Origin of the sequence: Flavobacterium wongokense, assembly GCF_021608265.1 — a bacterium.
Taxonomy (GTDB): domain Bacteria; phylum Bacteroidota; class Bacteroidia; order Flavobacteriales; family Flavobacteriaceae; genus Flavobacterium; species Flavobacterium wongokense.
In genome coordinates this window covers 1-13183 of record NZ_JAKIHP010000009.1, presented here as the reverse complement: position 1 = coordinate 13183, position 13183 = coordinate 1, and the positions used below count along the sequence as shown (strand labels likewise).

At 33.4% G+C, this 13183-nt stretch carries 20 protein-coding genes; 17 read left to right on the top strand and 3 right to left on the bottom strand.

The features are described 5' to 3' along the window. Window positions 1-138: 138 nt before the first annotated feature. From L1S31_RS14280 to L1S31_RS14220, 13 genes are all read left to right on the top strand, one after another. The gene (locus L1S31_RS14280) at window positions 139-624 is read left to right on the top strand and encodes a hypothetical protein (protein WP_236465446.1); all 486 of its coding nucleotides are present in this window, start codon (window positions 139-141) and stop codon (window positions 622-624) included. A 1045-nt stretch (window positions 625-1669) separates the two neighbouring features. Continuing rightward, the gene (locus L1S31_RS14275) at window positions 1670-2032 is read left to right on the top strand and encodes a hypothetical protein (protein ID WP_236465458.1); all 363 of its coding nucleotides are present in this window, start codon (window positions 1670-1672) and stop codon (window positions 2030-2032) included. 164 nt (window positions 2033-2196) lie between these two features. Continuing rightward, window positions 2197-2640 (top strand): hypothetical protein, encoded by a 444-nt coding sequence (locus L1S31_RS14270; protein WP_236465457.1) that lies wholly within the window; start codon window positions 2197-2199, stop codon window positions 2638-2640. 309 nt (window positions 2641-2949) lie between these two features. Beyond that, complete coding sequence (locus L1S31_RS14265) at window positions 2950-3270, top strand: hypothetical protein (protein WP_236465456.1); 321 nt, start codon at window positions 2950-2952, stop codon at window positions 3268-3270. Window positions 3271-3420: 150 nt separating this feature from the next. Next, a complete protein-coding gene (locus L1S31_RS14260; protein ID WP_236465455.1) occupies window positions 3421-3912 on the top strand; it encodes a hypothetical protein in 492 nt (163 codons plus the stop codon). Between the two features lie 164 nt (window positions 3913-4076). Then, window positions 4077-4496, top strand: coding sequence for a hypothetical protein (locus L1S31_RS14255; RefSeq protein WP_236465454.1), 420 nt, complete (start codon window positions 4077-4079; stop codon window positions 4494-4496). 143 nt (window positions 4497-4639) lie between these two features. After that, window positions 4640-5260: a hypothetical protein gene (locus tag L1S31_RS14250; RefSeq protein WP_236465453.1), complete on the top strand. Its 621-nt coding sequence runs from the start codon at window positions 4640-4642 to the stop codon at window positions 5258-5260. Between the two features lie 63 nt (window positions 5261-5323). Next, on the top strand, window positions 5324-5710 hold the full coding sequence (locus tag L1S31_RS14245; protein ID WP_236465452.1) for a hypothetical protein: 387 nt from the start codon (window positions 5324-5326) through the stop codon (window positions 5708-5710). Between the two features lie 168 nt (window positions 5711-5878). Further along, on the top strand, window positions 5879-6577 hold the full coding sequence (locus L1S31_RS14240; RefSeq protein ID WP_236465451.1) for a hypothetical protein: 699 nt from the start codon (window positions 5879-5881) through the stop codon (window positions 6575-6577). Window positions 6578-6725: 148 nt separating this feature from the next. Further along, on the top strand, window positions 6726-7088 hold the full coding sequence (locus tag L1S31_RS14235) for an exodeoxyribonuclease X C-terminal domain-containing protein (RefSeq protein ID WP_236465450.1): 363 nt from the start codon (window positions 6726-6728) through the stop codon (window positions 7086-7088). A gap of 196 nt (window positions 7089-7284) precedes the next feature. After that, window positions 7285-7605 carry a low molecular weight protein tyrosine phosphatase family protein gene (locus L1S31_RS14230; RefSeq protein WP_236465448.1) on the top strand — a complete coding sequence of 107 codons (321 nt, stop codon included), beginning with the start codon at window positions 7285-7287 and terminating at the stop codon, window positions 7603-7605. Window positions 7606-7763: 158 nt separating this feature from the next. Further along, window positions 7764-8366, top strand: a complete 603-nt coding sequence (locus L1S31_RS14225; RefSeq protein WP_236465447.1) for a hypothetical protein — start codon at window positions 7764-7766, stop codon at window positions 8364-8366. A gap of 161 nt (window positions 8367-8527) precedes the next feature. After that, entirely contained in the window at window positions 8528-9013 is a 486-nt protein-coding gene (locus L1S31_RS14220) for a hypothetical protein (protein WP_236465446.1), read from the top strand. A gap of 98 nt (window positions 9014-9111) precedes the next feature. Here the strand turns inward: L1S31_RS14220 and L1S31_RS14215 are convergent, their stop codons facing one another. The 3 genes from L1S31_RS14215 to L1S31_RS14205 are packed head-to-tail and all read right to left on the bottom strand — an operon-like array spanning window position 9112 to window position 10759. Next, window positions 9112-9324: a hypothetical protein gene (locus L1S31_RS14215; protein WP_236465445.1), complete on the bottom strand. Its 213-nt coding sequence runs from the start codon at window positions 9322-9324 to the stop codon at window positions 9112-9114. Window positions 9325-9382: 58 nt separating this feature from the next. Then, on the bottom strand, window positions 9383-9997 hold the full coding sequence (locus L1S31_RS14210) for a type II toxin-antitoxin system VapC family toxin (RefSeq protein WP_236465444.1): 615 nt from the start codon (window positions 9995-9997) through the stop codon (window positions 9383-9385). Window positions 9998-10000: 3 nt separating this feature from the next. Further along, entirely contained in the window at window positions 10001-10759 is a 759-nt protein-coding gene (locus L1S31_RS14205; RefSeq protein WP_236465443.1) for a hypothetical protein, read from the bottom strand. A 199-nt stretch (window positions 10760-10958) separates the two neighbouring features. Between L1S31_RS14205 and L1S31_RS14200 the strand changes: the two genes are divergently transcribed. The 4 genes from L1S31_RS14200 to L1S31_RS14185 all read left to right on the top strand — a co-directional run bounded on the left by L1S31_RS14200 (window position 10959) and on the right by L1S31_RS14185 (window position 13057). Further along, window positions 10959-11888 carry an IS1595 family transposase gene (locus L1S31_RS14200; RefSeq protein WP_236465442.1) on the top strand — a complete coding sequence of 310 codons (930 nt, stop codon included), beginning with the start codon at window positions 10959-10961 and terminating at the stop codon, window positions 11886-11888. After that, complete coding sequence (locus L1S31_RS14195) at window positions 11881-12033, top strand: hypothetical protein (protein ID WP_236465441.1); 153 nt, start codon at window positions 11881-11883, stop codon at window positions 12031-12033. The genes L1S31_RS14200 and L1S31_RS14195 overlap by 8 nt, the downstream gene beginning before the upstream one ends. Then, a complete protein-coding gene (locus L1S31_RS14190; RefSeq protein ID WP_236465439.1) occupies window positions 12011-12238 on the top strand; it encodes a hypothetical protein in 228 nt (75 codons plus the stop codon). Before L1S31_RS14195 ends, L1S31_RS14190 begins: the two co-directional genes overlap by 23 nt. Window positions 12239-12550: 312 nt before the next feature. Next, on the top strand, window positions 12551-13057 hold the full coding sequence (locus tag L1S31_RS14185; RefSeq protein ID WP_236465438.1) for a YegJ family protein: 507 nt from the start codon (window positions 12551-12553) through the stop codon (window positions 13055-13057). Window positions 13058-13183: the final 126 nt, after the last annotated feature.

The window sequence follows — 13183 nt, the reverse complement described above, 5'->3', positions numbered from 1 at the left end:
TTCGCGCAATGGCTCGTTTATCTTTCTTGGAAAATAATCTGCTAATTCAAATTTTGCTTATCTTTCGAATAATTATTAAAGTTCCGCCACTGCGCGAAGCCGCGGAACGTTAGTGCCCATTATTAAACCATCTAGAACGTGAGAAATTTAGCTTTAATTCTTATATTAGTTTTCGCAGGATGTCAATCCAGAAAAGACTCAGATTTTACATTTTATAAATGGAGTATTCACGAATCATATTACTTAAAATTTAATTCTACAGACACGCTTTATTATATCAATACTTATCCCTTTGAAGAGAAAACTTCATACACAATTTTGAACAGTGGCGAAAAGGAAAAAATTCAAAAAGTTTTGGATTCAATTTCTTTTCCTAAAGAAAAAACTTCTTTTAGCAGATCAGTTGACGATGGAGTAACTTATGCTTTTAATCTTAAACAGAATAAGAAGTCTAACAAACTTAAAATCCATGCTGGTGCTGGACCAAATCAGTTTTGGAAGTTTGGAAAATCATTGGAAGAAGTCAAAAACAATCATAAATTCATAGAAATCAAGAAAGTGTTTAATTTAAGCGAAATCGATTCAATGGTTATGGTTTACGTTAAGCCAATAGAAAAAAAATAACGGGCACTAACAGCGGTTTTGCGCCATAGCTCGTTTATCTTTCTTGGAAAATACGCTGAACATCAAAATTTCTTATTACATTTATTCTTAACTTGCCGCTACGGCGCAAAGCCGCGGAACGTTACCGCTAATAGCTTGTCCAAGTTTGCCGAGAAATTTAGCTATCGAAACGACGCCGAGAATTTGACCTTACTTCGACTCTATTTTCCTGGAAAACTGAAACCGAAAATTGAAAAGCTTGCGGCAAAGGTTTGCGGCAAAGTTTGCCTGAAAATGTTGCCGAAGTTGTTGTGTTGAGCCAAGTTTGCGCAAAATGTCATTCTCAGAGAAATCGCTGAAAACAGAAACCGAAAACCAAGTTTGTCCGAAAAAGAAACTGGCAATGTTGGCGTGCTTAAGTTAGCGTCAAGCTACTAGCGGTAACAGCGGTTTCACGCAATTGCTCGTTTTTCTTTCTTGGAAAATAATCTGCTAATTCAAATTTTGTTTATCTTTCCAATAATTATTAAAGTTCCGCAACTGCGTAAAGCCGCGGAACGTTAGCGGCAAGTGTTGAGCAACACCTCGTAAAAAGACAATAATGAACGATAAAATTGAATATTTAGTTTATAAACCGGAATTTTACTATTGGTTTTTAATTCCGACAATTATTGCGGTATTTGTGTTTATAAAATCAATTTCGATATTGAGCCGAAAAAGAAACTGGCTAAATTGGATTTTGACAATTGTGATAATTTCATCGATATTATTTTCTGAATATATATTGTATGTGGTTTTCTTTTTGGGCGCTTGGCCGACATATTTGCCACACATTTTAATAGTTTTGGTTTTAATATTATACGGAATCCAAGTTTACGCAAACAAGAACACCAGCCGCTAACAGCGGTTTCGCGCTATAGCTGGTTTTGCCTTTCTTGGAAAATACTCTGAACATTACAATTTCTTATTACATTTATTCTTAACTTGCCGCTACAGCGCAAAGCCGCGGAACGTTATAAGCCATTTTAGACACGAAACTATAAAAAACAACTAAAACCAATTAATTATGAAAGCATCAGTACAATATGATGATTTTGTCGGCACAGCAGCAGCAGACATAAGTGACCACACAAACTTAAAAAAGTTCTTAGAAGCCAAAAATGTTGATACAGAAAGATATCAAGCTATTGGAGTAAGCTTTTATTGCGGTTATAGCAGGTTCTTTTCGGCATCGGTAATTTGCATCGATAATGAACAATCAACCGCAGAGAACAAATACATTGTAAAAATGGGATTCGATATAGACAAGGATGAGTTCTTCAATTTATTTAAACGTTTTAATGTAATTATTTCACAAAAACATGGCGGATACGAAAACTTGGAAATTGATGAAGAAATTATGTTTGGTGAAGATGAAACAGAAGAATAAAAACGGCTTATAACAGCGGTTTCGCGCAATTGCTGGTTTTTGTTTTTATGTGTTCACGAAAAACATTTATCTTTAACAGAAAATAATCCGTTCGCTGGCATCGCAACTGTCGCGAAGCCGCGGAACGTTAGCAGTAATGCTCCAAACCACCTAAATATTTATGAATGCTTGAATTCAAACCAAATAAAAATGTGATCATTCTCGAGATTGCGCTCAGATTGTTAGTCATACTCGGAATATTTTTAGCAACCATAGAAAAACCATATATAGGTTTAATATTTTTATTTTTACTTTTCGTTCTACCTAAAACGATAGAGATTTTTAATAGAAAGCTATATAAAGTCAAAGTAGAAGAAAAATTATTGACTCTTTATTTTACGCAAAGATTTCGAACCGTAGAAGAGTCTTATTATTATACAGAACTACAATATTCTCTCGATGAAAGACCAGGAACAAAAGGAATAATAAATCTAGAATTTAGATTATATTTGAATAACAAACCTGTTTTAACAGGTATTGGAAGAGGATTTGATGGCTGGACAAAAGACACAATGTTTGATATTGTTGAGGAGTTAAAAAATAAGGAAGTTGTGAACATTTCATTATAGTCGCACTACTGCTAACAGCGGTTTCACGCAATGGCTAGTTTATCTTTCTCGGAAAATAATCTGCTAATTCAAATTTTGTTTATCTTTCGACTTAATTAGTAAAGTTCCGCCACTGCGTGAAGCCGCGGAACGTTGTGAGCAATTTATAAGAACCCTGCATAAATGAGAAACTTATTTTTAATCTTCACGTTAATTTTCATTGGACACTTAAATTGTCAAGGTCAAACTGTATTAAACACAGACGGACTAAATAATTTAGATAATGTATTTCTGTTTTCTCTAAAACAATATTGCAAATCATTAGATTCTTTGAAAACAAAAGTTGTTTACGTCAGACGTGACTATTTTGTTGGAGAAAATTGGCCGACAAAAATTCAAAGCTTTGAAATTAAATATCTGAATGAATATAAAAAAGTGATAAACGAAAATGGCGGAAATGTAACCATTGTTGGAATATGTCCATTCGAGTTTAGGAATGGTCAATTTTCAGTCGGCATCATCCCTTTTTCTGCAACTTATTCGAAGAGAAGTGTGCATTTGGGAAATGGTGGCGGACTAACAGTATATTTCGAATATGATATCGCCAAAAATGGATTGATATACAAAACGGAGAAATGGAGTGGTATATAAACTGCTCACAACAGCCGTTTGGCGTAATAGCTCGTTTGTCTTTCTTGGAAAACACTCTGAACTTCAGTATTTCTTATTACATTTTTCTTTAACTTGCCGCTACTACGCCAAGCGGCGGAACGTTAGCAGCAAGCGCCAAACACCTATCCTATGAATAAAAGCCGTAAAATATTAATTATTACTTCAGGATTAATTTTAGGCTTATTTCTGTTTTATCAATTAGGAAAAGCATTTGGACCAGGAAGTTATCCCAATGCTGAAATTTATGAAATAAAAGCGCCAGAACAAGAAGTTGTCAAAGCAATAAATAATTTTAAAAAGTTGAATCCTGAATATGTTGTACCAAAAGTTAACATAAATAATAATGGCTCATTTGATTTATCTGAAAGTGAAGGCAGAAAAGAAAAATCGCAATGGAATTTCAATTACTTTTTTTATAAAAATGAAAATGAAATTATTTTTACATGGACGCGACCAAATTTAGATGGAAATACTGATTTAGCATTTGTTAGTTTAAACAAAGGATTAAATATAGGAAATTGGAAAGATATAAATCATGATTTTGGCTTTTTCGAAAACAGAAAATTAAAAGAGGAATTTGAAAGTCGAATTTTGAAACCAATTAAGAAACTAATTAAATAAGCGCCAGCAGCTAACAGCCGTTTGGCGCAATAGCTCGAGTTGCTTAAGCTGGTTGCCGACTTTCCGCTGGAAAGTCTTATCTTAGCCAGAAACAAATCAGTCACGAGGCCGCTACTACGCCAAGCGGCGGAACGTTAGTGGCAACCTTTTCGAAACCTCATAAAATGACAACATCTGTAAAACTTGCGATAGAATTACTTGCTCAAAATGAAAACTCATTGGAAGACAAACAAGCAATTCAATTTCTAATTGAAAATGGAATCCGAGAAAATGAAGCTGTTGAAATCATAGCGTTTCTGCCAATTGCGTTTATTAGAAGTTGGTTGACAAAAGTTAACTGGAAAGATAACTACACAGAATATAAAAACGAAAAATATGTTTCGAAAAAGTATAGTGAAACAGAAACTTACAATCAAATTTTAAAAGTAACTGAAGATTATTTTAATAGAAATCCAGACAAAGAAACAGTAATGAAAATTGCTGGCAGAAGTGCTGAATTTAATGTTATAAATCAATTGTTGCTGGAAAATCCAACCGCCAAAATAGAAGATATTAGTTTGACTGAAACAGTAATAATGCGTTGAGAAAAGGCAGCCACTAACAGCGGTTTTGCGCTATAGCTGGCTTATCTTTCTTGGAAAATATACTGAACTTTAGAATTTCTTATTACATTTATTCTTAACTTGCCGCTACGGCGCAAAGCCGCGGAACGTTAACCACAATTTTTATGACAGTGCTTCTTAGACTTTTATTTTTCAAGCCTACAATTGTTTCAGTTCTTGGAATATTTATAATATTAATTGGAATTCCGTATGGGATTTATAACCTAACCTTAAGCGGTGGAGCAAGTTTAGGTGGAATTTTAATTTTAGGCGGAGTTTTTATAACTTTTTTGATTTATGTCGTAGATAGGATAGCCGCACAAAAAGTTGACACTAAGAAATTGAACATTATTGAGACAGTTTTGCTTGCCATTTTTGTTTCAGTCCTTTTCTTCAACGACAGAAAAGTAATCTTTGATATTAGTCAAAATGATACTGACTATTTTGTACTAATTGAAAATAACGGAAATTTTAGAAACTCCAATTTAAGTTACTCATTCCCATTTAACAAAAAGATAGTAACAGAAAAGAATAACGGCGTAATAAAATCAATCGAAGAAAATTATCAAGAAATTGACTTAGAAACACCAGAAAATTGGCATGGGTTGGGAATGAAACCATGGCCAATTGATAATGTAAACATTCAATTCTACTCAAACCCGAATATGGAATTTAGTGATAAAGAAATAGATTCATTAGTTAGGAAAGAAATAAAAACTGCGGTTAACAGCCGTTTGGCGCAATAGCTCGTTTATCTTTCTTGGAAAATACTCTGAACTTCAGTATTTCTTATTACATTTTTCTTTAACTTGCCGCTACTACGCCAAGCGGCGGAACGTTATAGCGCATTTTTCAACCCTGCAAAATACAAATACAGAATAATGGAAGGACGAATTTTTATAAATAATTCTGAGATTGGAATTGTGGAATTCAAAATCATCGACGAAAGTATGGGCGCAATTGGAGGAGATTTTGTTGCGGCAGAAGATTATGGAAAGTTTAAAAGTGAAATTCAAAAGCTAACCGAAAGAAATGGAAATGCAAACTCACAGAATTTTAACTTTAAGATCGTTGTGGAAAATATCGAATTGAATCCAGTTGGTGGAATTTGCTTAATTGACTCAGAAGAGTTTGGCGAAATGTATTTAGATGCAGTCGGAATAAGTCAAAGTGAACTGGAAAAAGTTGATAAATAAAAAAACGCGCTATAACAGCGGTTTTGCGCAATGGCTCGTTTATCTTTCTTGGAAAATAATCTGCTAATTCAAATTTTGCTTATCTTTCGAATAATTATTAAAAGTTCCGCCACTGCGCAAAGCCGCGGAACGTTAGCGGTAATGCTTACCAACTTTAGAAACAAAATCATGATTAGAATATTCGATTTTTTAAAAAGAAATATTGAATGGGTTTTAATAATTTCAATTATTTTTTCATTTGCCTCGCCCATTTTATTTACAAGAGATTGGACAGGAATAGATTTTACTCAAACAGGAAATATTGGTGATACAATTGGAGGATTGGTCTCTCCTATCTTAAACTTGTTAAGTATAATATTACTTTACTTGACTTTGAGAGAACAAACTGAATCAAGCAGAAAACAAAAAGATTTTGATAGTATTACTAATCTCTTGAATACAATAAAAACCGATTTTGAGAATATTCAACTTTATCGAAGCCAAGAAACAACATATAGTTATACTGGAACAAGAGCTATTTTTGAAATGTCGGCAACGCTAAAAACTTGTGATGACATTACGACTTGTTTTGACGAGTCTTCACTTCGAGCATTTAACCTATCCTTTTCATTTTTGGTTTCAAATGTTTCCAGACTTTTACAAAAAAACAAAAACTCGTATGTAGATTTAGAAGATAAAAAAGAGGTTTATGACACTTTGAAAAAATTCAAAAATCCAATTGACATGATATGTAATTCTTCAGGTTTGTATATAAAAAACAGAAAGGATAAAGGAAATGAAATCAGAGATGTCGACAAAATAATTCTTATGATGTACACTATTCAAAAGTTGCTGGAAAAAGAATATACAGATAATGAACCGAAATAGCACTACCGCTAACAGCCGTTTGGCGTAATAGCTGGTTTGTCTTTCTTGGAAAATACTCTGAACTTCAGCATTTCTTATTACATTTTTCTTTAACTTGCCGCTACTACGCCAAGCGGCGGAACGTTGGCAGCAATTTTGAACCACACATATGAAATTTTATTATTTAGATACAATATTCAATTTTGGAAAATATGAAGGCAAAACTTTAAAAGATGTTGCATCAGAAGATATTATGTACATTGAATGGTGCATAATGACTGTTGAATCCTTTGTAATGGATAAATTAACAGTTGACGAGATTAAAAAAATCAACGCAGGCTTTTTGTCAATTGAAGGACCGAGTGAGGCATTGGAAGATAAAATTGAAGAATACAATAATGAACAAATGTGGCAACAACAAAGAGAAGAAGATAGACAATCTAATGATTATGGTTCAAATTGGAATAATGAGCATTATGATGATGGTTTAGATTTAGACCAACAAAGCCCAGAATGGTGGGATAGTTTATAAACAGAAAAGTGTTGGAATTAAAAAAACTGCTGCCAACAGCGGTTACCCGCAATAGCTGGTTTATCTTTCTCGGAAAATACTCTTGACTTCAACATTTCTTATAATATATTTGCTAACTTGCCGCTACTGCGGGTAGCCGCGGAACGTTACCGGCAAGTGTTCACCAAGTTTACGCAGAAAGAAATTAAGAAACTCATTGAAAAATCTATTGTTTATTTGTAGCAGAAATAGATGGCGAAGTTTAACCGCCGAAGAAATCTATAAAAACAGTTCTGAGTTTAACGTAAAATCAGCCGGAACAGAAAATTCGGCAAGAATAAAAGTTAACGCAAAACTCATAGTTTGGGCTGATTTGATTTTTGTTATGGAAAAACATCATAAAGAAAAGTTGATTCAAAATTTCCCAGAAGAAACGAAGAATACTGAAATTGTTATTTTAGAAATTCCAGACATTTATAAGTTTATGGACAAAGAACTGATTGAAGAAATCAAAGTTTCGGTTTCAAGTTTTATATAATCACACCAGCCGGTAACAGCGGTTTTGCGCAATGGCTCGTTTATCTTTCTTGGAAAATAATCTGCTAATTCAAATTTTGCTTATCTTTCGAATAATTATTAAAGTTCCGCCACTACGCAAAGCCGCGGAACGTTATAAGCCATTTTAAACAACATCGCATGAAAGAAGAACTAAAAATAGTTTATCAATCTTATATTTCCGAGGAAATAATTTCAGGATTTGCAGATTTCCGTTTAGATGAACATTTAGATGTAGAGATAATTTCAGTACAAGAAGAGCAAAAATATTATAACGCATCTGGTTTAGAAATATACGATATCATAATTTTTTTAAACGACCATTCAACAGACTTAGCAGTTGGTGGAATTGGAAGTCTAGGATATGATATTTTAAAATCCGGTGTTAAATATCTATGGAATAAGCTAAAAGAACTACAAGTTAAAACAGTTACAAGTCAAAAAGTATCAGATAAATATAAAGTTTTATCGCTAACACTTAAATTCCAAGATAAGTCCGTAGAAGTAAAGTTTGAAGGAGAATTTGATACTGATAAATTGGTTGATAAAGCTTTCGACTATTTAAAAGATGAAAATATTGAAAACTTATTTGAAGTTAAAGATTATTTACAAAGTGGTGAAAAACCTAGGATTAAAATAGTTTATAACCCTGAAAATGATTCTTGGGAACCTGAAAATTTCGGGAAATTTCAAAGAGAATTTAAGAAGTATAGAGAATCAATAAGTCAAAGATTAAACAGTTAATCAAAACGGCTTATAACAGCGGTTTCGCGCAATGGCTGGTTTATCTTTCTTGGAAAATAATCTGCTAATTCAAATTTTGCTTATCTTTCGAATAATTATTAAAGTGCCGCCACTGCGCGAAGCCGCGGAACGTTAGTGCCCATTATTAAACCATCTAGAACGTGAGAAATTTAGCTTTAATTCTTATATTAGTTTTCGCAGGATGTCAATCCAGAAAAGACTCAGATTTTACATTTTATAAATGGAGTATTCACGAATCATATTACTTAAAATTTAATTCTACAGACACGCTTTATTATATCAATACTTATCCCTTTGAAGAGAAAACTTCATACACAATTTTGAACAGTGGCGAAAAGGAAAAAATTCAAAAAGTTTTGGATTCAATTTCTTTTCCTAAAGAAAAAACTTCTTTTAGCAGATCAGTTGACGATGGAGTAACTTATGCTTTTAATCTTAAACAGAATAAGAAGTCTAACAAACTTAAAATCCATGCTGGTGCTGGACCAAATCAGTTTTGGAAGTTTGGAAAATCATTGGAAGAAGTCAAAAACAATCATAAATTCATAGAAATCAAGAAAGTGTTTAATTTAAGCGAAATCGATTCAATGGTTATGGTTTACGTTAAGCCAATAGAAAAAAAATAACGGGCACTAACAGCGGTTTTGCGCCATAGCTCGTTTATCTTTCTTGGAAAATACGCTGAACATCAAAATGGCAATTACATACTTGTGTAACCCATTAGCTAAGATTGAAAAAGAAACGGGGCAATATCCCTCATATACTTATCAAAGGCATACATTTCATCTTCATTGTAGAACTTTATAAAAAATACAGTTCCGTCTTTTGTTTCAACAAACCTATATTCAGACATCCCTTTAGTTGCCATTATATTAATATTTATTCCTGGAATAAATTCCTCAAACTTGTTGTCTATATGTAATTGATATTCGTGCATAATATTTGATTTTGACTATCAAATATAATAAAAAGCCCCGATAAAATCGGGGGCTATATTAAGGTCGTATTTTTACTTCTTTGTGTTCGTCATCATCTTCGTCATCATCATCATTAAAGATATCAAAAATATTAACTTGGTCTGGATTATGTTTGGATTTTGGGCTAGCCAGATCTTCGGCTTCTTCTTCTCGTTTTAAAACGTCAACATAATCCAAAGTAAATATTGGTATTTGATGATTGGCAAATTGTTCAAAATCTTTAAGATTGTGGGAAAAAATAGCATCACAATCACTTGACAAAGCTACTGAACAAATATTATAATCATTTGTTAGTTGGAATTTTTTAACTCCTTTATCCTTAGCATAATCTCCTGCATTATTTGCTATTAATTGTTGCATTAATTTAACATATTTTCTCGCAGACCTAATGTCGTGTTGAGCTACTTCAAAATTGTCATTTATAAAATCAAAATATCCCTCACGCTCTTCCTCATCTTCAACGTGTGCTAAAAGTTCAGCAACCACTATGCTTGGTATTACTACGTCAATTTTCTTTCTTTCAAAATAATTAAATAGCCATTCTGCTTTAACAAGACAATCTTCTTGTCCTTCTGTACATTGTCGTTTAATGTACCAAATAAGCATATTTGTATCAACACAGACTCTTTTCATAAATTAACCTCTTAGTGACGTAATATAGTCGTCCGGATTTTCTATATTCTTCCAATATTTACTAAGTAGGTTACTAAGTCCTTTAAGTCTTTCCGTAAGGGGCACTTCAGACAATACAACAAACGACTTTGGTTTCAATTCAACCAATTCATCGTTCTCTTTTTTCCATTTTCCAACACCTTTAATTCCTATTTTACCATATAAATGAGGAGATAGGTTTTTGGCATTTTTCCTGTCAGTTATGACGGAAATAGTTTTACCGCTTTCAGTTTCAATTCTTACTCTCGGTTGAGCGCCTCCAATTCTGATAATCTTTCCGTAAATAGTAGTTTCGCCTTTATAATATAAAGCTTCGGAAATTTTTATATCTGATTCAACTGTTATTTCTGCTGTTTCAACACCCTCTATTCCGTTCAAAATAGCTTTGCAACCATACTTGTTTACAAATTGTTGAAATGGAACAAGGTTTTCTATTACTTCGTAAGGGAGAAAGTTAACTTTGTTGTTCTTGATTGCGGTGTTTATTTCGTTAGCCGCCTCTTTAATTTCATCAACGTGAGGGTCGGCTTCAATAGTCAAACTTTCGTGTTTAACTTCAACAATACTAATAAAATCAATACCGTTTCTTGCAGGATGCTTTTTATTTATTACAGCCAAAAGTGCATTTTCATAACACGCAACAATCTTGGCGAACTCGTTTGCGGACACCTTGCTTGGCTCAATTTCATTGCCAGTAAATTTTATTTTAAGCCGTTCTGCCAATGTGATTTTCAGTTTGAATTGTTCAACAAATGTATCGAAAAGATATTAAGATTTAATATAAATTGGCATATCTTTTGCTAAAAGAAAGCAAAAATCCTACCAAAAAAAAGTTAATTGTAATTTTATCGTGAAATAATTACAATTTTATTTGTTTTTGTCATTTTATCGCTGTAAATTTACAACATCAAATAACAGCGATATGAAAACCGTTAAAGATTTAAGAGATTTCGATAGTTTATTCCAACTTCTTGACTACTTCACTACAGAGGAAATCTGCGAGCAACACCTAGCTGTTATTCGTTGGAACGGCACACCTACTTGTCCTTACTGCGAAAGCGAAAGAGTTAACTCTCTTAAAGGTTCTACAAACCGTTACAAATGTTACGGATGCCGTAAACAGTTTGGTGTTAAAGTTGGTACTATATTCCACGATAGCAAAATCTCTTTGCGTAAATGGTTCGTTGCTATCTATTTGGTTACCGCTCACAAAAAAGGTATTTCTTCTTGCCAACTTGCAAGAGACTTGAAAATCTCTCAAAAATCTGCTTGGTTCGTGTTACAACGTATCAGAGAAACCTATAACGTAAAAGCTGAAAAATTCACTACTACCGTAGAAATTGACGAAACTTACATCGGTGGAAAAGAGATTAACAAACACGCTAATAAAAGAAGACAAGGTTCACAAGGTGGAAGCGGTAAAACTCCTGTATTGGGTATCTTAGAGCGTGATGGAAAGGTTTATGCAATCCCTGTAAAAAACAGAAAAGCAAAAACTATCGTTCCGATTATGGTAGATACCGTTGAAGCGGGTGCAACAGTTTATACTGACGAGTTCAGAGGATATATTTCATTACAGAAAAACTATACTCACGATTTCGTTTGCCACAATGCAAATCAATATGTTTCGGGAAGTGTTCACACTAACGGAATTGAAAACTTTTGGAGTTTATTAAAAAGAGGTTTAGATGGTATTTACCACCAAGTAAGCGACCAACATTTACATCGTTATGTAAACGAGTTTACATTCAGATTTAACAACAGAAATTTGTCAGAGGGAAGTAAATTTGATGTAGCTTTGGCAAACGGAACCAACAAAAGATTGGACTATAAAACGCTAATCAATGGCTAAGAAGAAAAAAGAAGAACATATCCCACGCCCCGAAAAGGACGTTAAAATAGAAAAAGATGCACCGAAATTTAACTCGGTGCTTTCGTCGTTTGTAAAGAAAACAACAACTAAGCCTAAATCCAATGACGATACAGGCAATAAGTAAACTATATACCGCAAACCTTGAAAACCGTGTTGTGTTGTTCTCAACCAACCTCAAGGACTTTGCGGAAGCGTTGGCATCAATAGAGCCTACGGCAGACCCTTACCACACCCTAAGACGTAAATTTGAAAAGCAAAGCGAAATTCAATTTACAGTAGGACAAAAGGAATATCTGTTACAGGAAGTCTATAATGCTAAAAAGTCGTAGAATTTACCGTTTATGCGCCATTTGTCGCAACATTATCTATCTATGACTAAAACGTATGCCGTCCAAGAAAAAAGCCTGTTTCACGAACTGTAAACGTGCGATAAGGAAAAGTATAGGAGAACCGCAACCTGACAGCTATTTTCGTGCTGTCAAAACGTTTTAACGATTGCAAAAAAACAATGAAATCGCTCAAACGCTAAAATATATTCCTAATGGGTTACACAAGTATGTAATTGCCATCAAAATTTCTTATTACATTTATTCTTAACTTGCCGCTACGGCGCAAAGCCGCGGAACGTTATAAGCCATTTTATGAAAACCCTGCAAACCAAGACTTTTCTCATATTATTTTCAATTTGTATTTTAAGTTGTAATTCCAACAAAAAAGTAGAAAGAGAAAATCAGCCGACAATTTATAACGTTGAAGAAGATGATGCCCAAATGAATAAGGCAATTGAAAAAGCTAAACAAACTTTAGATAGTTTTGATTATGCTTTTAAAACCAATACAAGAGTTTTTACATTTTTTGGATTGAAAAAGAAATTTGAAGAAAATGGAAACGTTGAACATATTTGGATTGGAAATATCCAAGGAATAGAAAATGGTAAATATATTGGCGTAATTGATAATTTGCCCGAAAAAATAAAAAGTGTGAAACTTGGCGATACAGTACAAATAGAAAGAAAAGAAATTAGTGATTGGATGTATATAAAAAAATCTGAATTACATGGCGGATACACAATCAGGCTTTTAAGAGAAAGAATGACAGAAGAAGAACGGAAAAAGTTTGACGCAGAAAGTGGAATGAAAATAAAATAAAACGGCTTATAACAGCGGTTTTGCGCCATAGCTAGTTCGCCTTTCTTGGAAAATACTCTGAACATCACAATTTCTTATCACATTTATTCTTAACTTGCCGCTACAGCGCAAAGCCGCGGAACGTTA